This window comes from Rhizobium aethiopicum (genome assembly GCF_014197535.1).
GTDB classification, from domain to species: domain Bacteria; phylum Pseudomonadota; class Alphaproteobacteria; order Rhizobiales; family Rhizobiaceae; genus Rhizobium; species Rhizobium aethiopicum_A.
The window spans coordinates 4082-27375 of sequence record NZ_JACIFV010000009.1 but is presented as its reverse complement, the minus strand read 5'-3'; the positions used below and the strand labels follow the sequence as shown (position 1 = coordinate 27375).

Annotated in this window: 34 protein-coding genes; 6 read left to right on the top strand and 28 right to left on the bottom strand. The window is 59.7% G+C overall.

The genetic code is table 11. The features are described from left to right. Nucleotides 1–52: 52 nt before the first annotated feature. Nucleotides 53–238 carry a hypothetical protein gene (locus tag GGD53_RS14415; RefSeq protein WP_184457043.1) on the bottom strand — a complete coding sequence of 62 codons (186 nt, stop codon included), beginning with the start codon at nucleotides 236–238 and terminating at the stop codon, nucleotides 53–55. A gap of 321 nt (nucleotides 239–559) precedes the next feature. Between GGD53_RS14415 and GGD53_RS14410 the strand changes: the two genes are divergently transcribed. Continuing rightward, on the top strand, nucleotides 560–985 hold the full coding sequence (locus GGD53_RS14410) for a helix-turn-helix domain-containing protein (protein WP_184457041.1): 426 nt from the start codon (nucleotides 560–562) through the stop codon (nucleotides 983–985). Here GGD53_RS14410 and GGD53_RS14405 read toward each other — a convergent pair. From GGD53_RS14405 to GGD53_RS14275, 27 genes are all read right to left on the bottom strand, one after another. After that, entirely contained in the window at nucleotides 937–1452 is a 516-nt protein-coding gene (locus GGD53_RS14405) for a VRR-NUC domain-containing protein (protein ID WP_246717779.1), read from the bottom strand. The genes GGD53_RS14410 and GGD53_RS14405 overlap by 49 nt on opposite strands. A gap of 121 nt (nucleotides 1453–1573) precedes the next feature. Next, nucleotides 1574–3742: an AAA family ATPase gene (locus tag GGD53_RS14400; RefSeq protein ID WP_184457037.1), complete on the bottom strand. Its 2169-nt coding sequence runs from the start codon at nucleotides 3740–3742 to the stop codon at nucleotides 1574–1576. Beyond that, nucleotides 3742–4365 (bottom strand): GIY-YIG nuclease family protein, encoded by a 624-nt coding sequence (locus GGD53_RS14395; protein WP_184457035.1) that lies wholly within the window; start codon nucleotides 4363–4365, stop codon nucleotides 3742–3744. Before GGD53_RS14395 ends, GGD53_RS14400 begins: the two co-directional genes overlap by 1 nt. Next, the gene (locus GGD53_RS14390) at nucleotides 4352–6019 is read right to left on the bottom strand and encodes a DNA cytosine methyltransferase (RefSeq protein ID WP_210303211.1); all 1668 of its coding nucleotides are present in this window, start codon (nucleotides 6017–6019) and stop codon (nucleotides 4352–4354) included. Before GGD53_RS14390 ends, GGD53_RS14395 begins: the two co-directional genes overlap by 14 nt. After that, on the bottom strand, nucleotides 6016–6372 hold the full coding sequence (locus GGD53_RS14385) for a DUF6511 domain-containing protein (protein WP_184457033.1): 357 nt from the start codon (nucleotides 6370–6372) through the stop codon (nucleotides 6016–6018). Before GGD53_RS14385 ends, GGD53_RS14390 begins: the two co-directional genes overlap by 4 nt. Further along, on the bottom strand, nucleotides 6369–7208 hold the full coding sequence (locus tag GGD53_RS14380; RefSeq protein ID WP_184457031.1) for a methyltransferase: 840 nt from the start codon (nucleotides 7206–7208) through the stop codon (nucleotides 6369–6371). The genes GGD53_RS14385 and GGD53_RS14380 overlap by 4 nt, the downstream gene beginning before the upstream one ends. Next, nucleotides 7208–7843: a hypothetical protein gene (locus tag GGD53_RS14375; protein ID WP_184457029.1), complete on the bottom strand. Its 636-nt coding sequence runs from the start codon at nucleotides 7841–7843 to the stop codon at nucleotides 7208–7210. Before GGD53_RS14375 ends, GGD53_RS14380 begins: the two co-directional genes overlap by 1 nt. Before the next feature lie 110 nt (nucleotides 7844–7953). Next, nucleotides 7954–8247 carry a hypothetical protein gene (locus tag GGD53_RS14370; RefSeq protein ID WP_184457027.1) on the bottom strand — a complete coding sequence of 98 codons (294 nt, stop codon included), beginning with the start codon at nucleotides 8245–8247 and terminating at the stop codon, nucleotides 7954–7956. Beyond that, nucleotides 8244–8765, bottom strand: coding sequence for a siphovirus Gp157 family protein (locus tag GGD53_RS14365; protein ID WP_184457025.1), 522 nt, complete (start codon nucleotides 8763–8765; stop codon nucleotides 8244–8246). Before GGD53_RS14365 ends, GGD53_RS14370 begins: the two co-directional genes overlap by 4 nt. Then, nucleotides 8762–9109, bottom strand: a complete 348-nt coding sequence (locus tag GGD53_RS14360) for a hypothetical protein (RefSeq protein ID WP_184457023.1) — start codon at nucleotides 9107–9109, stop codon at nucleotides 8762–8764. Before GGD53_RS14360 ends, GGD53_RS14365 begins: the two co-directional genes overlap by 4 nt. Nucleotides 9110–9176: 67 nt before the next feature. Then, a complete protein-coding gene (locus tag GGD53_RS14355; protein WP_184457021.1) occupies nucleotides 9177–10904 on the bottom strand; it encodes a DEAD/DEAH box helicase in 1728 nt (575 codons plus the stop codon). Further along, entirely contained in the window at nucleotides 10904–11257 is a 354-nt protein-coding gene (locus GGD53_RS32380; RefSeq protein ID WP_184457019.1) for an HNH endonuclease signature motif containing protein, read from the bottom strand. The genes GGD53_RS14355 and GGD53_RS32380 overlap by 1 nt, the downstream gene beginning before the upstream one ends. Before the next feature lie 314 nt (nucleotides 11258–11571). Further along, complete coding sequence (locus GGD53_RS14345) at nucleotides 11572–12066, bottom strand: sigma-70 family RNA polymerase sigma factor (protein WP_184457017.1); 495 nt, start codon at nucleotides 12064–12066, stop codon at nucleotides 11572–11574. Continuing rightward, nucleotides 12047–12562 carry a sigma-70 family RNA polymerase sigma factor gene (locus GGD53_RS14340; protein WP_184457015.1) on the bottom strand — a complete coding sequence of 172 codons (516 nt, stop codon included), beginning with the start codon at nucleotides 12560–12562 and terminating at the stop codon, nucleotides 12047–12049. Before GGD53_RS14340 ends, GGD53_RS14345 begins: the two co-directional genes overlap by 20 nt. Then, the gene (locus GGD53_RS14335) at nucleotides 12559–13497 is read right to left on the bottom strand and encodes an oxidoreductase (protein ID WP_184457013.1); all 939 of its coding nucleotides are present in this window, start codon (nucleotides 13495–13497) and stop codon (nucleotides 12559–12561) included. The genes GGD53_RS14340 and GGD53_RS14335 overlap by 4 nt, the downstream gene beginning before the upstream one ends. Further along, the gene (locus GGD53_RS14330) at nucleotides 13497–14024 is read right to left on the bottom strand and encodes an HNH endonuclease signature motif containing protein (RefSeq protein WP_184457011.1); all 528 of its coding nucleotides are present in this window, start codon (nucleotides 14022–14024) and stop codon (nucleotides 13497–13499) included. The genes GGD53_RS14335 and GGD53_RS14330 overlap by 1 nt, the downstream gene beginning before the upstream one ends. Next, entirely contained in the window at nucleotides 14021–14311 is a 291-nt protein-coding gene (locus tag GGD53_RS14325) for a hypothetical protein (protein ID WP_184457009.1), read from the bottom strand. The genes GGD53_RS14330 and GGD53_RS14325 overlap by 4 nt, the downstream gene beginning before the upstream one ends. Next, entirely contained in the window at nucleotides 14311–15372 is a 1062-nt protein-coding gene (gene dnaN / locus GGD53_RS14320) for a DNA polymerase III subunit beta (protein WP_184457007.1), read from the bottom strand. The genes GGD53_RS14325 and dnaN overlap by 1 nt, the downstream gene beginning before the upstream one ends. A gap of 55 nt (nucleotides 15373–15427) precedes the next feature. Continuing rightward, nucleotides 15428–15814 (bottom strand): hypothetical protein, encoded by a 387-nt coding sequence (locus GGD53_RS14315; RefSeq protein WP_184457004.1) that lies wholly within the window; start codon nucleotides 15812–15814, stop codon nucleotides 15428–15430. A 53-nt stretch (nucleotides 15815–15867) separates the two neighbouring features. After that, nucleotides 15868–16032 (bottom strand): hypothetical protein, encoded by a 165-nt coding sequence (locus GGD53_RS14310; RefSeq protein WP_184457002.1) that lies wholly within the window; start codon nucleotides 16030–16032, stop codon nucleotides 15868–15870. Further along, on the bottom strand, nucleotides 16032–16604 hold the full coding sequence (locus GGD53_RS14305) for a DUF669 domain-containing protein (protein ID WP_184457000.1): 573 nt from the start codon (nucleotides 16602–16604) through the stop codon (nucleotides 16032–16034). Before GGD53_RS14305 ends, GGD53_RS14310 begins: the two co-directional genes overlap by 1 nt. A gap of 30 nt (nucleotides 16605–16634) precedes the next feature. Continuing rightward, on the bottom strand, nucleotides 16635–17444 hold the full coding sequence (locus GGD53_RS14300) for an ATP-binding protein (protein ID WP_184456998.1): 810 nt from the start codon (nucleotides 17442–17444) through the stop codon (nucleotides 16635–16637). A 99-nt stretch (nucleotides 17445–17543) separates the two neighbouring features. Then, nucleotides 17544–17819: a hypothetical protein gene (locus GGD53_RS14295; RefSeq protein WP_184456996.1), complete on the bottom strand. Its 276-nt coding sequence runs from the start codon at nucleotides 17817–17819 to the stop codon at nucleotides 17544–17546. Then, entirely contained in the window at nucleotides 17816–17995 is a 180-nt protein-coding gene (locus GGD53_RS14290; protein WP_184456995.1) for a hypothetical protein, read from the bottom strand. The genes GGD53_RS14295 and GGD53_RS14290 overlap by 4 nt, the downstream gene beginning before the upstream one ends. 65 nt (nucleotides 17996–18060) lie before the next feature. After that, complete coding sequence (locus tag GGD53_RS14285) at nucleotides 18061–19188, bottom strand: hypothetical protein (RefSeq protein ID WP_184456993.1); 1128 nt, start codon at nucleotides 19186–19188, stop codon at nucleotides 18061–18063. A gap of 2 nt (nucleotides 19189–19190) precedes the next feature. After that, nucleotides 19191–19484: a hypothetical protein gene (locus GGD53_RS14280; protein ID WP_184456991.1), complete on the bottom strand. Its 294-nt coding sequence runs from the start codon at nucleotides 19482–19484 to the stop codon at nucleotides 19191–19193. After that, nucleotides 19481–19813: a helix-turn-helix domain-containing protein gene (locus tag GGD53_RS14275; protein ID WP_184456989.1), complete on the bottom strand. Its 333-nt coding sequence runs from the start codon at nucleotides 19811–19813 to the stop codon at nucleotides 19481–19483. Before GGD53_RS14275 ends, GGD53_RS14280 begins: the two co-directional genes overlap by 4 nt. A 137-nt stretch (nucleotides 19814–19950) precedes the next feature. Here GGD53_RS14275 and GGD53_RS14270 point away from each other — a divergent pair, with 137 nt between their 5' ends. From GGD53_RS14270 to GGD53_RS14250, 5 genes are all read left to right on the top strand, one after another. After that, complete coding sequence (locus GGD53_RS14270; RefSeq protein ID WP_184456988.1) at nucleotides 19951–20532, top strand: helix-turn-helix domain-containing protein; 582 nt, start codon at nucleotides 19951–19953, stop codon at nucleotides 20530–20532. An 828-nt stretch (nucleotides 20533–21360) separates the two neighbouring features. After that, the gene (locus GGD53_RS14265; protein WP_246717777.1) at nucleotides 21361–21954 is read left to right on the top strand and encodes a S24 family peptidase; all 594 of its coding nucleotides are present in this window, start codon (nucleotides 21361–21363) and stop codon (nucleotides 21952–21954) included. Nucleotides 21955–22041: 87 nt separating this feature from the next. Further along, entirely contained in the window at nucleotides 22042–22239 is a 198-nt protein-coding gene (locus GGD53_RS14260) for a hypothetical protein (RefSeq protein ID WP_184456985.1), read from the top strand. Next, complete coding sequence (locus tag GGD53_RS14255; RefSeq protein ID WP_184456983.1) at nucleotides 22236–22559, top strand: hypothetical protein; 324 nt, start codon at nucleotides 22236–22238, stop codon at nucleotides 22557–22559. The genes GGD53_RS14260 and GGD53_RS14255 overlap by 4 nt, the downstream gene beginning before the upstream one ends. A 133-nt stretch (nucleotides 22560–22692) precedes the next feature. Next, nucleotides 22693–23294: pentapeptide repeat-containing protein (locus GGD53_RS14250; protein ID WP_184456982.1), on the top strand; the 602-nt coding region annotated here is incomplete at its 3' end.

Genomic DNA, 23294 nt, shown 5'->3' with positions numbered 1-23294 from the left:
TCCGGTCTTCTGTGGAGGCCCATCGACATCACGACCCACCTTGCAGGCTGCATTACGCAGCCCTGCGAGAGCGGATGATAGCGGCACGAGCAGCCAGCTCGGCGCGCGCTGCCGGCGTGGCAAGAGCAAAGAGCTGTTTCTGGGAAAGGAAGCGAACGTCAGCAGAAGACTGAACCTTCACGACCGGAATGTTGAAGCCGTCGATGGTGATGGTGTTGATGATGGTCTGGTTGTTCATGGCGGCCTCCTCGGCGGTGTGTGGTGCGTTTCGGTAATATTGGTTTTACAGCATTCTACAAATTTGTCAAGCGCCATATCGACAAAAAAATACGTATTACGTGACAAATAACATTTGCACGTAATACGTGGTTATGCGATAACAATCTTACCGAAGCAATTCCGCTTCGGGGACTAGGAGGCACCCATGAGCATCAAGCTCAGCATCCAAGTCCGGTTCGGCAAGTGGAGGCTGACAATCTCCATTAGCCGGTAACTGGGGGCCGGAGGGGCCGCAACCTCTCCGGTTCCCAAGATATAGCGAAAAGGCGGAAAACTTTCAATGCTTGATCTAAAGGCCCACCGCATCGGCCTCAATCTGACCCAGCAGGAGATGGCCCAGGCCATGGGCATGCCGCTGCGGAGTTATCAGGATATCGAGGCCGGCAAGAACCCAGTTCGTCCCGTTCATGAGGCGGCCGCCAACTATGCGGCCTACGTTATTCGCATCAAGGACCGCACAAAGAGCGATGATCCTCTGCGTCTGTTCTTGATCCGCTTCAAATCGCATGACGGCCGATGGGGAAACCCATGGACGGTTTGGGCTGAAGACTTCCCGGATGCTGTCGAGCGGTTTTATAATCTCGCCCGAGTGGACAAAACATCCGAGATCCAGATCAAGGGCGCCTTAAGCGGCCTGATACCAGATCACTCGATCGATCACGCGGAGGCTGTGCTGGAGCATCGCGATTGGCCTTGGCCGGATTGATTATCATTCCCGGCCAGCCATCCGCGCACAAGAGCCACGGCCTGGCGCGCTGCGTCTTCCGTGGTAACGGAGCGCAGCACCTCGACAGTGAACCCGAGGCGAGCCAATGCAGCGTGGCGATCGACCTGGGCCGGTGACAAGCGCCCGCGGCCGACCTTGTTCTCGATCATGCGCAGTTGACCGCCGGCGATGTAGATCCGCATATCGGCCTCGCCGGGTGTCATGCCTGCGGCAATCGCCTCCATCTGGGCACGCGGGCCGCGCTTCGCTGAATTCTGATCGCCAGCCAACAGGAACCGCTTGCCGTACTCCGGCATGGCGCGCAGGGCGCGCACCTGGGCCGCCTGCAGTTCCCACTCCTTCGGCTCGGCCTCGGTGACTTGTACGCGGGTGCCTGCCGGACCGGTGGTGGTCACGATGCGAACGCGCTGGCCGTTCATGCGGGTTGTCTGGGTGGTTTTCTTCATTTTCAATTTCTCCCCCAAGCACCCGGACATCCGGACACCCTAAAGGGTGTGTCCGTGTCTGTCCGGTTTGGATGCTCGATTAAATGTCTGGATTGTCCGGTGTCTGTCCGGGATGTCCGGGCTAATTTATCCAAACCCAGTTGTAACTTTCACCCACTACACCCTGCTTTATCAGGCTTGCTTTTGCTCTGGTGAAGTTCTTCTGCTTCGTGCCTTGCGGCGTATCCGGCTTCGCTGCCGCGTACACGGCCTGACGCCAATCATCCTCCTTCACCACAAGGATGTCTTCCGGATAGTGTTGACCACCTGGGCTCTCTTGTCCGGAATCGGCTATCAGAGACTTCAGGATGTCCAGCGCTTCGCCGTCTTTCTTGGCTAAGCCGGCAATCATCCTTTCGCCAGGGCTCGCCCCATCAGCTGGCACCACAACAGGCGCAGTCGTTGGATTGCCTTCGTCGTCGGCACCAATCTGCACGGATTGCATGGTGAAGCAGAGCACATCGCCCTCCTCGCCATCGTTCGTGCCATCGCAGACCAATCGATGCTTGTTGCCATCCTTCTTGACCATGAAGGAAGCGTCGACGGCGCCATCCAAATCGATCGCACCTTTGCCGCGCTCGCCGCTCCATGCGCTATGGTGGATCGCCGTGACGTGCGCCCCTGTCTCGGTAAGGATGTGGTCGCACGATCGAACAAACTTCACCATGTCCTTCGACGCATTCTGGTCGCCAGCGCCAAAGACGCGAGTCAGGGTGTCAACGATGACCCATACGCACTTGTGGCCGGTTATCGTCTCTGCCTCGCGAATGACCGCGATGATGTCGTCGGCGTCCTTGGTATCTCGGGTAAAATCAAGCATGCCACCAACCACGAGCAACGGCACATCCTTGACATTGTGGTGCTTGCGGAAGGCCATCATGCGCCGCTCCGTGAGCTTCTTTCGCTCCGCAGCGACATAGATGACAAGGCCTTGCCTCACCTTCTGGCCATGCCACTCCATACCGGCTGCTATGTGGCAGGCCAAGTCGGTCGTGACGACGCTCTTGCCGGTCCCTGGAAGGCCGGAAATCGTGGTGAACTCACCGACGCCGAGCCATCCCTTAAGGATCGTCTCCTTCGGCTTGCCCTCCTCGATCTCGTCGAACCATGTAAGGTCAAACCGCTCGCGCTTCTTTGGTGGCGATGCGGCCGCTTGCTCGTCCGGCACTGTGTCTTTTGGCGCGTCTTCCCCCACAACATCGCCATTGACAGTGGCCGCCGCGCTCTTGTTGAGGCCGTTTTGCGTCATCCGCTTAATTGCCTCACGGTTCACGACGGTATTGTCGTTGTCGTAATCTCTATCCGGGATCTGCCGCGGCGAGTTGGCTGTCTTGTCTAGGCCGCGCTTAATTTTGTCGCGGCACGACCGCTCTCCGTCAGTCGCCGCCAAGCCGTTTGAAATAGCCGCATCCAGCAATCCGGCCTCGGCCTCACCACGGGATATCCATCCACCGGCTACCAACTCACCGACACGGCATGCGCTGGCGAAGAGCTGCTGTCCGCGCTGCCCCTTTGGGAGTGACGAAAGCTGCTCGAGCTCCATGGTGAATGCTTTGGCAGCATACCGCTCCTTGCCGTCGTTGTTCTCTGGATGATAGACATATTCGCGCGGCTTCGTCTCGATCGGCGCCGGCGTCTTGGTGATGACAAGGTCAATGAGCCATGCAGGAGCATCAGCGAATTCCGGAATTCCATCGCCGTCCCAGTCGATCCACTGATAGCGCCTGCCATCAGCCATGACGCTGCCTGGACCGACGATGTATCCGCCGTCTCCTCTAGTGTCAACGCCGTCGGCTATGGCTGCCCTGTTGCGCACTCCAGGAATATGCTTGAAAAATATGTGCGTTCCGCCATTGGCCGTCGTGGCTCTGGCCGTGTCTGGAAGCGAGCCGTGCTTCTCCTCCATCTCGGCAAGCCATGTGTGCCCGTCGCGGTCGCCATGCCGATCTAGGTCGAGAACCCACCCGCCAAGTTTTTCACCAGTTGGAATGCCGATAACTGCATTCGGATGACGCTCGCCGAACCAGATGTCAATGATGCGCCTCGACGTCGTGGCACCCTTCAGCCCGTTGGTCGTGTATGGCGCCTTCTCAGCGCGGTCCATAACCTCACCGGTTGACGGATCGAACTCTTCGCTCGCCTGCTCTCGGCACGGAAAAACAGCAATGCCCGCGTCAATGTATGAGCGGGCTATGTCGACTGGCCTTGTTTCCGTTGATGGCAACGGGTGTTTTAGATTGAGTTTTGCCATTACGCTGCGCTCCTCGTCGCCTCGATGATGTATGTGATTGCCTTATCGGCGCTGATTGCGAACCACTCACCGTTTTGCCTAGCGCCGGAGAAATATGAATGCGCAGATCGCTCGACGGCGCGCGCATTGTTGGCGAAGCGCGTCAATTCCAGCCGCAGTGCGTGTGGGCTGCCGGTGGATAGTTGCGCCAATCGCTTTTCTGGAGAGTTGGCGATCCCGATCTTGCAGAGTGGTGGATTGGTGTCTTGTGCGGATATGACGTAGACAAAGCGGCCGAATTCAATCTTGTCACCGCGTGGAGACACATGAGGTTTTGGTGGTGCTGCCAGCTGTTTAGGTGATGCTATTGAGGCGACCTTATCCCATGCCCAGCGCGGCAGGCGCTTAGATACAATCGCATCAGCGTCAGGTGGATCATGAATGCCAAGCTCGCCCAGCAGATACCATAGCGCGCTTTGACCTCGCTCTTGGGTGTCCATATTGGCGCTTTCTACTGTGATCTGCATGCGCAGGATCTGACCCGCGTCATCTGCGACCAGAATCAAATTGCTCTCACCGTTATCGTTAACGAGATCTGCGCTTACGATGTGCACTGTTAGTATCGGCTCTTTAGGCGGCTGCAATGCTGGCCTCCTGGTTGTTGTCGTTTGCTGGCATAAGCCGTTGGATGCGCTCACCAAGCCATGCGAATTTCGGAACGGCCCAGCTGTTGCCGAGCGCCTTGTAGCGTGGGCCGTCTGGGCACTGATCGGCAGGTTTGCCGCGCCACGGAATCAGCGTGTAGTCGTCTGGAAAGCCCTGCAGGCGCTCGCATTCGCGTGGCGTCAGGCGGCGGACTGCGGATGTGAGAACGTGGGGCTTCTTGTCACCGCCGCCCTGGCTGGCTCTAAGTGCGGTGGCGACATCGCCGCCCAACTCAGCAGTTGCACCGCCTTCGCGGCCACGGATTGCGACAGTTATAGCCGGAGGATGCGCGCCCGCCGAAAGCGGATGGCAAGGATCACCTGCCTTCGGCACGCTCCTATTGAGCGGAATCGTGATCTGCGTGGTATCGAAGGCGATAATCGGGGCACCGCGCCCCGATCCCTCCTCACTGGCATCATGGCCTTCGGCTGTGAGAGCGTGCGAGACTTCACCGGTGACGCAGACGGCATTAGGACCTTTTGCCTTTATTGTCTGCGTGACTTCCTCCAGGATGCCAAGGCCAGATCGCTCACCCGGCGTCCCATTCGCGCCCTCTCCTGATCTGTCCAGCGCATCACGAGCGATGGAATATGCGGTTCCAGTTGCCACCAGATGGCTGTGACCGTGGTTTGCATCCTGGCCGGAAGCACCATACAGACGGCCGAACGACGCATCGATGGTGGACGCTACATGATGGACAAAAGTCTCGCTTTCAAAGTCAAGCCTGCCGTGCGGTCCACCATGGGCATTAACAGCGGTTGAGACGTCCAAAGGCCCAGATGTCCGGTTGCCTACGGAGGCAACCGGACCATCAATCGCGGCCTCGACGAGGCCGCCATCTAGATCGAAGTCGGTTCCGAGTCCGCCACCGCCCTTAGTGCGTGCGCTAATTGTGGGGGCAACGTCTTTCCCCGCTTCTCGGCTCGGCGGAGAATGCCGGCGCAAGCCGTCTTGCTCAAAAAGAACCGCGGCGGGATCTGCCCCGTTTGCAAAATCTGCGACAACGATGACACGACGGCGTCGTTGGGCCACTCCGAAGTATTGAGCGTCGAGGACACGCCACGCGGCACGTCCTTTTGGTCCAGAGACCATACCAGCACCGGGCCACTTTCCTCTTGCCGGCGGCTCGATGGCGGCATCTGCGCCCACAAGTCCAGCGAGGAAGCAGCCGAAGGCGTTGTCTTTTGTGCTGAGGACGCCGACGACGTTTTCCCAGACGACGTTCCGAAGTCTATTGCCATCTGCAAGCTCATGGGCCAGCCTCACGAATTCGAGTGAAAGATTGCCGCGCGCGTCGGCGAGTGATTGGCGAAGGCCGGCCACGCTGAATGCCTGGCAGGGCGTACCGCCGCAGAGGATATCCACGCGCCCAAGGCGGCGCGGATCGATCTTGGTGAAGTCGCCGAGGTTCGGCACGTCTGGATAGTGGTGCTTGAGCACGGCCGATGGGAACTTCTCGATTTCCGAGAAGGCCACAGCCTGCCAGTTGAGTGAGCGCCAGGCGGCGCTGGCTGCTTCTATTCCCGAACAAACACTGAGGAAGCGGATGCCGGTTGCGCCAGCAACAGGCGTGTTATCGTTTGCGTGCTTCAAAACGGTATATCCCCCTTCCGGATCAACTCCCGCAGCCGATCTGCGCAGCCCTGCCAAATCGTGCCGCAGAAGATGAGCACCTGCTCTTCGCTCCACTCCGCCAGGTCGCTGCCGAACTCCTCGACCAGCGGGCCGGCTGCGTCCATGCCGCCTTGCCTGGCTGCCAGCTCGTAAGGATCCATGCGGCGCACGCGCTTGATCTCTTCGATCCGCAGGTTGCACTCGCCGCAGAGATAGCCAGGATCGTCCGTCGGCTTGTTCATGCGGCTGATGCCAATGCCGGTCGCGTGCCGCCCGCAGCAGCGGCACGTCGTCGGCTGGCCGTCCGCTGTTGCGGTTGGCGTGAAGGTCATGCTGCTTCTCCGAAAAGGTCTGTCTGGAAAGGCTTGTTATCGTTTGCCGGCACAGCGGTTATTGCTGGCGCAATAACTTCGGGCGCCGGTGCGACGGCCTTCGCGAATTCGACGCAGACGATCTCACACATCGGCGAGACGCCTTTCCAATCGTTGATGTAGAAGTTCGTGTCGATGCCGCAGCCAGCCTCGAAGTGCAGCCCGGTCAACTCCTGGAACTTGACCGCCTTGCCGTCTTTCTGGCGCTCGTAGCAAGGCTTGCCACTGTAGTTGAAGCCAGCTGACATCTGCGGCACGATGAACGCGCCGCTGTTCGCTAGATGCGCAGCGATGTCGATGACATGGAATTCGAAATCCTTGCCGGTATAGCGCGGGCTGTTGCGGTCGCGCTTGATCGCGCCGAACGGAGGGTTGCTGATGGCGACATCAAACCGGCCCAGCCCCATGTCGAGCACATCCAGCACATCGGCAAGAATCCACTCCGCCTCCGGCAGGATCTTCTGTCCAACGGCTAGATAGTCAGGATTGCGTTCAACGCAGGTGATTTTCGCCCTGCGGCCGCTGCGGTGCCAGCAGGCATAGGAAAGCATGCCGATGCCGGCGCAGAGATCGATGATGCGACCGCCATAGCCGCCCTGTCCGATTGCGTCGATCGTGAAGTCGAAAGCCATGTCGTATGGCGTGAAGAACGCACCAGCCGCGCCATTGACGTGGTTGGCGCTCTCGTTCCAGTTCTTCAGAACGAAGTCCTTGTCGTCTTCGGTCAGGGCGTCTTTCGTGAGCAGATCGCAGGCCTGCGCGTGCGCCTTGGCCTGGGCTTTGGTGAGTTTGGCCATTAAGCGGCCCTCGCCATGTCACCGACCGGTGAGTTATCGTTCGCCACCGCCATGGGCGCGTAGTCTTTCCAGTCAAACCACTGAACCTGCGGCCTACCCTCATGCCGCTTGTCGAAGACGAACCACGCATGACATACGGCGGATCCAGCCTTCGGCCCGGTCCATCCGTCACGGTGCATCATTGGTAGGCGGCGGGAAGCCACATGGACGCGAGCCAACGGCACGCTGGCGAACCACGGCTTACGCGCCCCGCCCTCGAGGAAGGCTAGGCGCAGCAACATGGCGACGTAGGGCGCGCGCTCCAGCGCCTTGTCGACGAACTCGCGAGCGAGCTTGAACGGCGGGTTGGTGATGATTGCCGGGAACCGATAACGCCAGTCCGCATCAAAGATGCTCATGACCTTGGTTCCTGGGAAGCCTCTGTCGACGATGTCAGTGCAGATAACGGCGCGGCCAGCGCTTGTCAGCACCTGGGCGATAGCGCCGTCGCCACACGCGGGCTCCCAGATCGTACCGGCAGGCAGCCACTTGTCTTCGATGGCGAGCAGAGCACGCGTGGCTTCTGGTGGCGTTGCGTAGAAGTCGTGTTGTCTGTCGGCATGACTGTGCATGCCAACTCCGGCAACCATTGCCATTATTCTCTCCTCTGTGGTGCAGTCCCGCGCGTTGGTGGCGAGCGGGGTGTTGTATGTTTGGCTGTACGTTATGCCGCTTTATGCGCAAATAATTGAACGCCGACTGCGCGCTAGGGCGCGGCAGTGTGGCGGTGGCGTGGCCGGTCGTGGTGGTCGCACTTGACGCTCTGGACAATCTCGTAGTCGGGCAGATGGCGGCCATCGCAGATCAACGTGTAAAAATCGTCGGTCAGATCAAGGTGGACAACACGAAGGATCGGCGTTCCATCGCGAAACCTGTCGGCAATTGCGACCTGCTTGTACATAAAGTGCTTTTTGCGCCTCAAAGCCGCCGTGAAGTGATAGACCTTGAGCACGTCTCCGACCGCGATTGCGCGGCCGGTCTTGTCGTAGATGGCGGTCATGCGGCGCGGACGGTGAGCACATCATCGCCGGTTTTGATCGCCGCGCCCTTGACCTTCTTGCCAGCGTCCAGCGCCGCCTTAATCGCGGTCTTGTCCGGCGACTTCACGACCTTGAGGAACCGCGCGGGCACGGCCGTCTCATCCACGATTTCGACGCTGTCGCGGCCCTTCGTCACCGAGATCGTTGCCTCGGTAAGTGGCGCCTTCGGAAGACCAGCCGCCTTCATCAGGCGCAGCATGAGCGCACGCATCGCGGCCTGCCGGCGCTCCTGACGCCTCTTGCGGGCGTCGAGTTCGTCGGCGCGCTTCTTGATGGCATTGACCATGCTGGCCGCTTCGCGCTCGTGACCGAGCAGGCGGGCGAGCACGGCGCCGAGGTTAGTCTCGCCTTCCAGCATGTCGGCGCGGAGTGTTTCGTCTTCCTGGAGATCGGGGAACGCTGCGAGCAGCGCGTCGATCTCGGCCTCGAGATTGGCGACGTCTCCGGCGAGGAATCTGGTGTTGTCGTTTTTGGTCATGCTGCGGCCTGCAACGCGGCAAGAACGGCGCCCTTTACGGCTACCGCGTCAGCATGCCATGTGCCTTTGGTAATGCGATGGATGATGGCGTCGCGGTCGGCTTCCTCTGGCTCCCATTGGCCTTCAAGTCCGTAGCACGAGCAGTGCCCGCCATGGACTTCAAACAGCTTGCCGTCACGCTCAAACAGCACGTATGCATCGCCGCTGTAGTTCTCATAGGTGTAGCTGGCGACGATGACTGTCGCGCCAGACAGCACATCCGGCGAAGCCTGAAAGTCGGACAGCATTCCAGCTTCGCCGCTTTCGCTCCAATCGTGCAGATAGATCGGTCTTCTCTCGCTCATTATCGTCTCCTCTTGTGGTGGTCTGGTATTGTTACGCTGGTGTAAACATACAAATTTGTCAACTACCTCAGAACGGAATGTCCTCCCAATCCTCGGCGATGCTGCGATTGTCGTTCGCCGGTGCTGGTGCGTTGTCGTTATCGGCACGCGGTCCAACGCGATGGGCCACGACATCTGGGTATTTCGGATTGCGTGCATAATCCAGTTGCACCTCGGTCGTGTCCATCAGCTCATGCTGTCGCTCAAGGAATTCGAGAACAGACGAAGGGAACGGCCTGGAGCCGCCGTGAAGAATCCACCACCTATCGGCTTTGCTTTTTGGATACCCCTTGTGGCCGCAGCAGTGCCATTCGTTTACCGCCTTCATGCCGACCATGTACGTGCACTTCACCGAGTCTGGCTTGCCGTCCTTCCCAGGGTGATGGCGGAACGTCCTCGACGAAACAACAGACCAAGGCTTTTCCGTCGACAGCACCGGAGTGTTGTCCGCCTGCGCCGTGATCTTCTCCTCCTCGTTGGGCGGAAAGACATAACCGCAGCACTGGCAAGTCATGATAGAGATCGGGATGAGTTCGCCGCAGCCGCAGTTGCCGTTGACGTCCATCTGGTCCTGCGGGCAGAGCTTTTTCGGCTGCTCTCCTAAGCCCTTGCCGGGCTCGCGCGGCCTGATCTGATCGATCGGCCCATGATAGGCGAGGTTCTTGCCATGGTCGGCAATGAGGCAATCGGTCTTGCCTGGCGAGTTGCGCGTACCGCGGCCGAGGATCTGCACCAGCTTGCCGGGAGACTTGGTGGACAAGATCAGGCTGATGAAGTCGACGAACGGAAAATTCGTGCCGGTCGTGATCATGCTTACCGAGGAGATGGCCCACACCTCGCCGGCACGGAAAGCCTTGAATATCTTGTCGGTCTCGTGCGAGTTGTCGCTCGTCAGCACGGCGCACGTCCGGCCATGGCGGCGTACCGCTTCGGCGACGTGGGCCGCGTTCTCCTTGCTGGTGCTGAAGAACAAGCCAGCTCGCCTGCCTTCTGACAAAACCATGTCTTCGGCGACGGCCGCTTCGATAATTCGCTCAGCAGCCTCCGATACCTGGCCCGGGATGTATTCGCCGCCCCGCGTGCCTACACCTTTCAGGTCGATCTTGCTGGTGGTTTTCTGACTGGTCAGGCGAGTCAGGAACCCCTGATCGATCAGTTCGCCAATGCCGATCTCGTAGACGACATCATCGAAGAGCTTGAACTTGAGCGGCGCGCCTGTGATCGGATCCACGGCCTCGTCATCGTCCAGATCGTCGGTCAGACGGCCGGAATCCATGCGGTAGTCGGTCGCCGTCGTGCCGCAGGTCCGGCTGTCCGGATTGCGCTGGCGCACGGCCTTGAAGAACTTGCCATATTGCGTGTTGGCGTTTCGCGAGATGGCGTGGGCCTCGTCGACGATGACCAGATCGATATCGCCGATCTGGTCGACCTTGTTCCAGACCGATTGGATGCCGCAGAACAGCACCTGCGCGCGAGCATCGCGCCGGTTCAGACCCGCCGAATAGATGCCGGCAGGCGCGAACGGCAACAAGCCGAGGAACTCTTGGTAGTTCTGGCCGACCAGGGGCGCGGAATGCGTAACATTGAGGATGCGCATGTCTGGATAATCTGCCAGCAGTTCCTCGATCAGCTTGGCGATGACCAGAGCCTTACCGGCGCCCGTCGGCAGCACGATCAGCCCGTTGCCGCCGTCGTCGGCCCAATAGGCATAGAGCGCGTCGAGTGCGGCGCGCTGGTAGTGGCGGAGTTCTAGCATCAGATGAGCCTCCCCTTTCGACGCGCGAAATCAATGGGATCCGAAGCGTGCTTTTCTAGGTTGCACGGCCGGCATAGGATTTGGATGTTGGTCGGCCAGTTCGATCCGCCCTTCGAGAGAGGTGTAATGTGATCGATGTGCCATGTGGACTTGTTGACGCGTGCGCCGCATTCACCGCATTTTCTACCTTGCGATAGGAATATTCGAAGGATGTCGGCCGGGGTGTGGCTCCCCTCTGCCTGATTTATCCTTGCCCGTCGGCGACTGTTTTGCACCGCCACTTGCTCAGGATGGTCTCGCTTGTACTGCCTTTCTCTGGCAACAAAATCTGGATCAAGGCGCTTCAAGCGCATGCGCTCACGCTCTTTCTCCTTTACTTCAGGTCGGGCTTTTCTTGCCTGGTGGTATTCACGCTCGCGGGCCACTAGAGATGCGTCGGATGCCCTGCGCTTTCGCTGTGAAAGACGAGACGCTGTCTTTTTGGCTTCCTTCCGGCCGGGCTTTTCATTACGGCGCCTATCCCATGCCTTCTCGCACTCGCTGCAATGACCGCTGGACGTGAACCTGAATGCAACGTGACCGCTCTTGCATGACTTTCCCGTGAAATACGACTTTGCTCCGGCCGCCATTGCTAAGCTCCGGCTCGGCAACCATGGGCCAAACTTCATCAACCCGCCCTCACCGCTTTGAGCCGCTTCATCTCTCGCGCCTCAAGTTGACGCACCCGCTCGCTTGTCATCCCCATCTCGTCGCCGATTTCCCGCAACGAATGGCCAAGCGCGCGGCGCACAACGATCTTGCCGCCCCGCCCGGTCATGCCGTCCAGGGCTTTCGAGAGATCTGCATGGGCCAGTTGGGTTGCTGGCGTTGAGAGGTTCATGTGGTCTTCGATTGGAACGAATTTCAGGTTCTTTTTGCGGTTGGCTGCCTTCGTGGCTGCGTTTTTGAGGATGCCGCGCATCGACCACTCAAGCCAATTCCACATGCCTCCGTCCTCACGGAAATTCTTCCAGTGAGCCAAGGCATACATGATCGTGTCGGTCACGAGGTCGTCGCGGTACTCTCTTGGCACTCGCCGGCCCGCCAACCTTTTGAGGCCCGGAACATATGCCATCACCCGCGCGTCAAACTCTGCCGGCCGATTATCGTTTGCTGCTTCCATTGTTGGCCTCCTTCATACTGAGAACGTCTAAAAGTCTTGCCCGGGCCTTGGCCTCAAGCTGTCGCACCGCCTCACGGCCGACGCCGCGCTCATCGCCGATCTCGCGCAAGAGCTCGTCATCTGCGCGTCGCAGCACGATGTCGCCGTGCCGTATGCCGGCCAGCACCTCGGTGACGATCGCGAGATCGGCGGCGTGTTCTTGCGCCGGTGGCGTACCGACGCGGCCAGCCGCAGCGAGATCTACAGTAGGCGCGGCCCGCTTCTCGGCCCGCATTGCTCGTTTGTGGTTGCTGGCCGCCCGCCGCATGATGATTTGCGCCCAGGTGCGGAACGTCTCGACGCGGCACTTTTCGGCAAGACTGAGCATCATGGCGATCGTGTCCTGCAGCAGATCCTCGTGGTGCGCGCCGGCCATGTACTTGGCTTGGCGACGCAGCGCGGGCAGATAGGCAAGCAGGGCGGCGTCGAAGCCGGCGGGCCTTTGGGCGTAGGTCATGCAGCCTCCTCTCGGGTCGCGCCGTCGATCCAGATGCTGCCGTCAGGCTTGCGGTAGGTTATTGTTTCCGCTTCCTCGTCGACGTCGACTTGCTCATAAGGAACGAACGCCGGGTTGAAGAGCATGGCCGGGCACGCCGCCCGCTGCTCGTCTATCGAAAGTGGCTTTGCCCATCTGGCGCAGCTGACGTGGCAATCACCACCGCGCTCCGGCTGAAAATGGATGCATGTTCGGCAGGTCACGCGCGGCAGCAGACCGTTATGGCAAACTGAGTTGTGCTTGCAGAATCGGCAGAGATAGAATTCCGGATCTTCCGAAATCTTCGGCGGCGGAACGTCTGTAAAAATGATGCGCTCAAGATTCGCCAGTAAGCGCAGGCAGAACTCCACATCGTACTCTACGCGCTCCGAATGATATTCTTGGGTGTCGGCGCACTTGATGTAGTAATAGCCGCGATCATAACCCAGAACGTGCATATATATTTGAATTTGCGCGTGATGTAGCGGTTTTGCCTTCTTCACGCCATCCTTAATTACTGCCTTGAAGCCTTTTGTATTCAGACTTTTGCACTCGACGACATGGATTGTCTTCGGCGCTTCAAGCAGGCCAAGAGCGATGCCATCGAGCTTTCCGCGAACGAATCCGTGAACGGCACGAGCCCTTTCTTGCTCGCCCCATACTTCCACGCCGATCGCGCGCAGGTCGCGCAGCATCTTCTCTTCGTCATCCTGGCCGCGCTCAAACAGGCGCTGACGCTTGCCAGTTGCTGGCTCCGGCTTCGACGCCCAGCGGAACTCGTAAAACAGCGCTCTCGCGCACTCAGCGCCGGCTAGCGACACTGAGATGCCGAGAGAATCCCAGTCCCTCGCTTCGTCGACATAGTGCTTGTCGATCGCGGCGATGGTACTGGGCTTTGGCTTAGGGATTGGCGCCATTATGCTGCCTTCCTGCGTCCGTGATTTTGGTGAAAATCAAGATGGTCATTGGCCGCCACGCGCACGGAGACGGCTTTCTCAAAGTCCGAAAAGTGACCAAGATGCTTCTGGCGTTTGCCGACGTAGATGAATACCCGCCACAGACCTCGCGAAACGTCCCAATACACTCCAGTATGGCCGCTTGAGTTATTTCGCTGCATCGTGTGATTGCGGGCGTTCTCTAGGCGAGTGACATCCCTGAGATTTGCCAGCCTATTGTTGGACTTATTTTGATCTTGGTGATCTATCTCATCCGGCACATAGCCAAAGAGAAGAAGCCATATCATCTGATGAACGAGTAAGCGGACACCCTTCAGCTTAACGCGCAAATAGCCGTCCTTTGTCGCGCATCCTGCAGACTTTCCTGCGAAGCGAGCATTCCACGAACGGCCGACATCATCTCTGGTACGCCAAGTTAGAACGCCAGAAGAAGGATCGTAGATGAAGGCTTTTCTGGCATCTTCTTGCGTGATGGCATATTGCCTCATAAACCCATCTCCTTCGTGAAAAAGCAGCGCGCCGGCTCCGCAGGATCCTCGCGGAACGCCTTGCACCATGGCATGCCGTTGCGGATGATCAGCTCGCGCGGCTGCTCGCACCACGCAGCGTCCTCAAGGATCGGGCAGCATCCATCGATGTCATTGCCGAATTCGTCTTCCCATGGCCCATCGCCGTTCCGGTTCAGGCAGTGGCTGCACCAATGGAATTCGAAATCCATACCGTCGGTGCCATTGGCGGGCCGCCATGGCCCGCCTTCCAGCTCGTCGATCGCCATTAGACGCGCATCGGCATAAGCACGCCGTCCCAGCCATCGGCTGTGCCCGTGATCACGGCCGGCGACCCGCCATCGCGCAGCTTGAGCACGACGTCTCCGGCCGGTAAGACAGAAAGGATCTCGCGCAGGTAGAGAGCATTGAATCCGATCTCGATCGGCTCGCCGCTGTATCCGGCCTCGATTTCGTCGGTTGCGATCGCGTCAGCATTATTGACCGTGAAGCCCACCGAGCCGGGCGCGATGCTCAACTTGATGGCACGGCCTCGCTCGCTGCTGACCGTCGCTACGCGGTCAGCAGCCTTCATGAAGGCATCACGATCGACGACCACGCGGTTTTCGTTGCTACGCGGAATGACGCGCTCATAATCGGGGAATGTGCCGTCGATGAGCTTGCTGGTGAGAACGAAGTCGCCGCTGGCGATGCGGATTTTCGCCTCGCCGACGGACACATTGACCTTTCCCTTAGGAAGCATGCCGACGGTCTTGCGCGGCACGATCACGCCATTGAATCTGCCTTCGCCGGGATAGTCGACCTGGTGCCGCGAAAGGCGGTGACCGTCCGTCGCCACGGCGCGCAATTCGTCTTCATGAAGGTGCAGGAAGACGCCATTCAGGTAATAGCGCGTCTCCTCGGTGGAGATCGCAAATGCCGTCGGCGCGACCAGCGCAGCAAGATCAACTTCGAAGCTCGCGTCATACTTGCCGTCCTTGAGATCGGGGAAATCCGACGCCGGCAGAGTGTTGAGCGCGAACTTCGACCGGCCGCTCTTGACGCTTAGCTTGTCGCCGTCAAGTGACAGCTCCATAGTGTCGTTTCCGGCCTTGCGCGCTATGTCGCCGAGCAGTTTGGCGCTGACCGTGAGGCTGCCGGGCTTGACGATGGTGGCTTCCGCCGACGCCGTCGCCTGGATATCAAGATCAGTGCCGGTGATGTGCAGTCGTTCGCCTTCTGCTGCCAGCAGGATGTTCGACAGGATCGGGATAGTGGTTCTGGCTTCTACGACCTTGCCCACGGCGCCGACGACGCGCGCGAGTTCAGTGCGGCTGATTGTCAGTTGCATGGTAATCTCCTCTTGTGGTGGGTGCCGCATGGTGGTGGCCATGCGGCAGGTGTGTTTAGGCGGTCGCGCCGTTGAAGAATTCCGTGGTGCGGAATTCATCGACGCAGAACGTTTTCGGTGGATGCTCGACGAGCCACTTGGCTACCGCCTCTTGCAAAAGTCGCTCGAGAGCCGGGATATCCTGCCATGCTCCGTCCGCGCCGTCTTCGCCCCAGCATTCCGGATTGCCCTCTTCCAGTTGCTCAAGTAGCGTCTCGATCAGCCAATCGGCGTGGAAATTCGGCTTCACGACGGAGCGGTCGGCCTCGATGAGGACGAATGGATCATTGGCAAAAACGCCCCGCCCTTCGGCCAGCGCCTCGTCGCGGGTGTCGTGCTTGCTGTGGAACAGTTCAGCGTCGATGCTATCGGCGACGTACCATTTGAAGTTTTTGTCACCCATGTTTCATCTCCTCTTGTGGTGGATAGCGGGCCGTCACCATCGGCCCGCGCTGGTTAGTTGAAGAAGCCGCCGGCGTGCAGGACGTACATTTCTGCCGCAACCACAGCCAAAGCGATCCAGAGGTTATGCTTTCCCTCACGCCGCTGACCATGTTTCGCAGCGTTGATGCCAACGCCGATTGCCGAAAGAGAAATGATGGTAATCTGCGGCCAGCCCATCACTTGCTGCCCCACGGCCGGCGACCGGCAGGCTTGCTTTCCTGCTGCTGCGCCGGCGCCCGCGAAGCCTGGCGGTTGTCGTTGGCTGCGACAGGTGCCGCGTCGACCTTCGGCTCCGGCACGTTGCCCTCGTCGGGATAGTAGTACTTTTTGATCTCGTTGCGGGCGGCATACTTCGGTGTGCCGTCGGCGTTCTTGTCCTTGCTGTCCTTCCCCATGCCGACGCGAGCGTGGAATGTGATGAATTGAAGCTCGTCCGAATCTTCTGGCGCCTCATTCATGCCGAGGGCACGCAGCAAGCACGCAAACTGCCGCTGGCCGATTTCCTGCACCTGCGAATTCGGATGCTGGAGATTGTAGTTGCCGAAGAATTTGCGACCCTTCAGCTCTTCCGGCGCCAGAACATCGATCGTGACGCTGAGATTGATCGCGTGGTCTCGAGTTCCCTCGTTCTTTTCCTTGATGTCGGATGCGCTGATTTCCAACGCATAGTCGCCGTTCGGCAAGTTGGTGAAATCACGCTGCTGCGTGTTCTCTTCGGTCGCTTCTACTCTTACGCCAATCTTGGCCATTCAAGTCTCCTTCTGTGGTGGTGTTGGTGGTTAGGCTGCGTCTGCCGACGTCGTGGTTGCGGTCGTCAGCAGATATTTCGATAGCTCAGCAAATCCCTGCCCGGGCTTGAACGGGATCTGAGCCGGCGCGCCGTTGAAACGGTTTTTGGCGTAGAAGCCAGCCCTCTCATCGGTGTAGATGACACGCTCGGCGCCAGACATGCCTTCCGGCTTGCTGGTCTTCTTGCCGCCGAATGCTGCCTCGACCTGTTTCACCGACGTGCGACGGTTGATGAAAAGCAGCGCCTTGCAGTTCTCCACGACCAATTCCAGTGCTCTTTTCTGGAGCTTGGGCCGGTAACGGTCATAGGCGTCGACGAGAGGGTCGTCGTGGCGCTTCGTCTCGCTGTGAAGGATTTGCACCACGTACATGCCGGCGCGCGTCAGTGCGCCGATCGCCTCGTGGTATTCACCCCACTCGACATCTGCCGCAAGGTAGCCCTTACCAAACGCCGTCGGAGATCCCTTGTCGTTGCTGTCGATTGTGTCCCAGCCGTTTCGGGCACATGTGGCGGCCCATACCATGGGCTCGACCTTGTCGACGCTATCGATGATCACGGTTTTGAAGTCGTGCTCAGTCTCAAGGAGGTCGGCGAAGGTGTCGAGCAGGCCGCCGAACGACGTGATCTGGTCGGACGGAAGATCGATTCCATCCGGCGTTTCCTCGCCGTCGACGAACAGATAGAGCGGGTCGGGGAATTCAGATGCAAGAGACGTCTTGCCGACGCCCGGCGTTCCATAGATGGCAATCGCAGGTGGCGTTGTGCGCTTGCTGGACTTCAGCCTGTCAAATACAGACATTCATTTCCTCCTGGAAAAAAGCAGATTGCGACGAAGAGGCAGACGATCACGATGACCGGCCACCAGCTGAACGGATTGGGCGGCCACATGCCGGCCGCGTCAGGTTTGGTCATGGCTGTCGATCGCCTTGATGAGCTTGTCGGTTCCCCAGACGCAGACGCTGATGAAGGCAATGGAAACCGCGCCGATGAACACGGCCGGCGTTAGGATGAAGAGCGCGACGGATACGCCCGCGACGATTGCCGCGATGGCTGCTCGGCGGAGTGCGGGCGCCTTGAAGCGGGTGGGCTGGTCATTTGCAGACCGCTTGCCGACTGGCGCGTCGATCGGCACGTAGTCAAGCGGCGTGCCGGTGAGTGGTGGGAGGATAGTCATGCTGCGGCCCTCGCCCGGCGGCGCGCTACTTCACGCGCGCCATTCGGGCCGTAGGTCTTGCCGCTTGCTACGAACGGCACGTAGTGGCTGGCGGGGTAGCTGCCGGGTTGGCGCGCGTTGGCGCGATCGATCTTCGCCTGTCGGCGGGCGGCGGCCCGCCTCATCTGTCTGGTCATAAATCTCCTCTCAGCCGTGCGCTTGGTCGGCGCACGGCGTTGCTGTGGTGGGTTTGGTGGTGGCGTTAGGCGGCGAGCTGACCGTACGGGTTGTCGACGAAATGCTCGACAACGTCCTTGGCCGGCTTCAGCTGCATCCCCGTAACAGAACGCAGTTCCTTGATGGCGTCGATCTTGCGACCGGCGACAGCAAGCCGCTGCCATTCGTGGGCGTAGGTCGGCGCCGCTTCCTGGCTGGTGGTTGTCAGGACGTAGACGCCGAATTGCTGGCCCTTGTGAACGGACGCAAGGCGCGCCGCTTCCTTGGCCGCAGCTGCTTCGGTGGCGTGGACGTGCGGCAGAACGGGTGGTTTCGGCTGGCCGTCTTCGATCAGGGCGACGATGGCGGTGGGGGCCGGTGTGGTGACCAGTTCGAAATATGAACCTGGGCGCCAAGTAGTCCTGCCGTCCTGTTCGAAATGAACTGATGACGGGACTCCGCCCGTCCGAGCAACGGCGATTACTTCCGTGCCCAGCGGCATGTTTTGCAGCGGAGAGTCAATCAGCCGCAAGCGGTCACCTACCTTGAATCCGCCACCTGCATCGGCGCGGTTGTCGTTGCTTGCCGCAACCGCAACGGGTTCGTCGACCCATTCGGCGATGAGGTCGATGTTCTCGTCGCCAAAAAGGTGAATGCCCGATGATTGGCGGAAGAGCCTGGTTTTGTCTTCCACGCGGGCTGACAAGCAAGGCTCATTGGTGTCGTACGCGAAATGAACATCGCCGCCCATCGGCCCGACCTTGCGGCCGTCGCGCGTCTTGTAGAACTTGCCGGCCTCGATGGTGAGCGGCGCGACGAGCGAGAACGATGCTGGAATGTTTTCGCGGTTCCACGAATGATGCAGGTTGTCGGTGTCATCGGTGATTAACAGCGTGCCGTACTCCTCCTTGTGGATCAGGTACTCCTTGCCCTTGGTGTACATGGACGCCTTGAATGGCTCCAGCCACACCACCCGGTCCCCGACCTTCGGCTGCCATGCCGGCACGAGTTCGACGCGGCTCATGAGGCAACTGTGTGAACCCTTGTCGCCGTCGACATTGACCCTCACGCCATCTTCCGCCCAGAAGCCCGTAATGGTGGCTTCGTCGCCATTGTTTGCGCGTCCATACTTCTCGACGAACCGCACCCGATCGCCAACTTTAAACTTCGCCATGCTCATGCCTCCCCTGCTGTCTTGGTGGATTTCTTGAGCGCGCGCGGCTTGGTGAAGTCCACGGCGATCACGTTGCTGGGCTGCTCTTCGGACTTGGCCGGTGTGGGCTCGTAGCCAGGATCGTGCTCGATCTCGGCGGCGAACCACCAGATGATGCTGGCGCCGTCGGCAAGGCGAACCTGGTATTCCTCACCCCAGCTGCGCTCGCCGATGATCTGGCCGGTCAGGTGCGGGTTTTGGCGCGACCGCACGAAGTCGCCGAAGTTGAAGTATTCGCATTCGCACTGCTCCGTCATGCCGCCACCTGCTGCGATGCCACCTGCAGGCCTGCCAGCAGCAGCTCACGGTCCGACGGCTCGACTTCGGCCGTGTCCAGGGTGGGAATATGCGGCACGGTGACCGGCGCCATGCCGCTCGTCGTCGAGCAGCCGCCGTTCCATGGAGACAGGCGGACTACACGGCCGGCCGTACTGTTGTCATTGGCTGCGGTGCGTTTCGGTGTTTTGCTACGCTTGCCGCCGAGGGCGTAGAAAACGGTCTGGTGGCTGACGCCCAATCTGTCTGCGATTTCGCGCAGCGAGAGCTTTTGCGCTCTCAGCGAGCGCATCATTTCTGTCGGTTCCATGTGTCTCCTCTGTGGTGAATCTGCCAAGCTGGTTGCTTGACAAATTTGTTAGTGAGTTTAGGTGTAGTGTAAACATCTCCTTATGCGCAAGGTGTAATATGCCGCGTCAGCAAAAACAAAGAACTCGCCTGGCGCGATTGATTATTGAAAAGCAGGGCGGCGATTCCGATCGCGAAGTCGCCGAGCGCCACGGCTGGCTGCAGCAGACCTACAACAGATGGAAGAACGGCGGCACGCCGCGGCCCGATATGTATGCCTCGCTTGCCGAATTCCTCGGCGTGACGCACGACGAGCTCGAGGCGCTGGTGATCGAGGCGCGGCAAGCAGCTGCCTCGCCGGTGCCGAGAACCGGCGTCTTCAATACGGCCAAGACTTATGGTCGCGTCAGCGATCGAAAAGACGGCAAATATGCGTTCGAAGCTTTCAACAACGGCCGCAAGCGCATTCCGGAAGGCCGATACTGGATCGACATCGATACGAAGGTCATGGAGCCGGCGCTGCCCGTCGGCACCCGCGCGTGGGTGGATCCAGGCGTCTGGCCGAAGCCAGGCCATGAAGTGCTGGTGCATGCCAAGGGGGGATCGGCATGGCTCGGCCGGCTGCAGTCGCTGGGCAATGGCACGGCTAGCCTGACGCGCGACGCTGGGCAGCCGGTGAATGTTCGCGATGTCGAAGCCGTGCATGCCATTGTCCTTTCTGAGCGGATTCCTGCCGGCTGACGCTGGCGCGTGACGCGGTCGCGAGAGCGGCAAGAATGCGCTTGACAAATTTGTGAGATGTTTGGTAGACATCCCACGTCGCTGTGGTGGCGATATGGAACTCCGGGGTTTGACCGCAAGTCTCCTCCCCCGAGATAGTACGAGCTGCTTTCTGCGAGCCTTAGCAGGTGGTGCTGGCCTTCGGGTTGGCTCGCGGAAGCGGCCCGAACCGGAAACACAGAAAAGCGCCTGCAGGCATAAGCCAGCGGCGCTATTTTTATGTCGGCTTGTTGTGGATCTTTCTCAAATTCCCCTCCATCAGGTGCTTCTATAAAAAGGAAAGGCCGCCCTCATGGCGGCCCTCTTCTTCTCGGCGGTGCGCGCCCCTTCGGCGCTAAAACTCTTCTGACGGTGGTTTCTTTCTTGGTTTGCCGCATGATGCACTCCCTGAAATGGCGGTATCTGAAAATGATGCCCTGTGAAAATATGGTGGGTATACCACCGGTTGAAACGCAGCTACACTAAACTCTTCTGTCGTCGAGAAATGCCAGCATCGGAGACCTCCTTGTCTGACCCGTTCGGCGCCTGGTTGATGAGCATATGAATGCCACGACTCAATTGATTGTGCAAGTGCTTTCTGTTGTGTTTTGATTATGATTGTGATAAGCAATTGATAAATAGGAGCAATTTTTAATGTCTCGATTGACAGAAAAGTTACATGAGCAGTCCAAGAAGACCGGCGTCACTCAGGCCGACATTTCTCGCGAGCTGCAAATCACGCAGCAGGCGGTCAACAACCTCTTCAACGGTAGGGCCAAGTCATCCAGCTATTGGCGCGAGATCGCGCGCATGCTGCTGATCGACGAAGACGAGATGCGCGAGATGATGATCGAGGCTGGTCGCGATCCGGACCGCAAGACGAAACTGCCGCCGCTATCGCCGCTGACGCCGAGTTCGGCATTTCCTCCCGGCGTGATCACGGATGACGACTCGCCGGTGCCGAACGCCAAGATGGTGGAAGTCGTACCATTTACGCGGCCCGGCAAGATGATTCCGGTTCTCGGCGAGGTCGTCGGAGGTGATGACGGCGAGTACATTTTTAACGGCCAGGTGCAGGACTGGGTCGCCTGCCCGCCCTTGCTCGTGAACGTCAATGGCGCCTATAGCGTCTATGTCGACGGCGAGTCGATGTCGCCGCGGTATCGGCCCGGCGAGACGGTCTATGTCCACCCGAACAAGCCGCCCCGCCGAGGCGATGACGTGATCGTGCAGATCAAGCCGGGCGAGGAAGGCGCGGCTCCCCACGGCTTCATTAAGGAGTTCGTCGGCTGGACCGGCAATAAGCTTGTACTGCAGCAGCACAACCCGCAGAAGCGAATCGAATTCGATCGAGGCAAGGTCATAAGCGTGCATCCGATCATACTTTCTGGAAAATATGCTTAATTCACAATCACAGTTGACACGCTTGCTATAAGTGCTTATAAGTCTCCTCACAGCCGCACCTTGGCTGTCACCACTGAGGAGACGACAATGCAAGGCAGAAGATTTATCGAACAGGAAGACCACGTGCCGCTGGCATTCGCTGCCGGCAGTGTCGAGCCCTTCCGCAAGCCTGACCATAAAGCCAAACGCCACCCGAAGCCGCGCAATGTAGATTGCCGCGGCCGTTTTGCGTTGCGCCGCCAGAAGCCGGGCCGTGTGCTGGCTGAGATTGGCGGTGAGGAATGAAATCGCCGCTATTGACCTTCTCGTCCTGCTTGCGACACGCCTTTTTCGAGGGCGCTGGCTACAAGGACCTGGAACGAATATCTGACGACGACCAGCGCCGATGGGTTGAATACGACCCAACAGACCTTGCCCCATTCAAAAGGATGCAGGAAGCGCTGGCGGCAACCGACGAGTTGCTTGCCGGTCTGCGCGATCTGGTTGAGACTGTCCAGTCTGGCGTCGATGCAGGTCTCATCTTATCAGTGGACGGCAAGCGTCCCGACCTCCAGTTCCTTAATGCGGCCGTGGCCCTCCTAGCCAAGCACGGAGGCGGCCAATGACCCTCCGCGATTTCATCAAGGATCTGATCGGCGCAGCGTCGGCCGGCGCCTTCGTCGCCGCCGTATCCATCTGGCTGCCGTATATCGTGCAGCATCACTGACCAACCACCACCATACCAAGAGGAGACCACCAATGAATTTCGATATCCTGAACAGATTCACCGGCGAAGTGCAGGTGACGGCTGAAATCGACTGTGACGCAACCACCATTCCTTCTGTCAAGCTTGGCCTTGCGGTGAAGTGGGCGATCAAGGAAAAGAAAGACCTGCGCAGCGCCAACCTGTACGGCGCCGACCTGCGCAGCGCCGACCTGTACGGCGCCAACCTGTACGGCGCCAACCTGCGCAGCGCCGACCTGCGCAGCGCCAACCTGTACGGCGCCGACCTGCGCAGCGCCGACCTGTACGGCGCCAACCTGTACGGCGCCGACCTGCGCAGCGCCAACCTGTACGGCGCCAACCTGTACGGCGCCGACCTGCGCAGCGCCGACCTGCGCAGCGCCGACCTGGGCAGCGCCAACCTGCGCAGCGCCAACCTGTACGGCGCCAACCTGTACGGCGCCGACCTGCGCAGCGCCGACCTGCGCAGCGCCAACCTGGGCAGCGCCAACCTGGGCAGCGCCGACCTGCGCAGCGCCAACCTGGGCAGCGCCAACCTGCGCAGCGCCAACCTGTACGGCGCCAACCTGTACGGCGCCGACCTGCGCAGCGCCGACCTGCGCAGCGCCAACCTGTC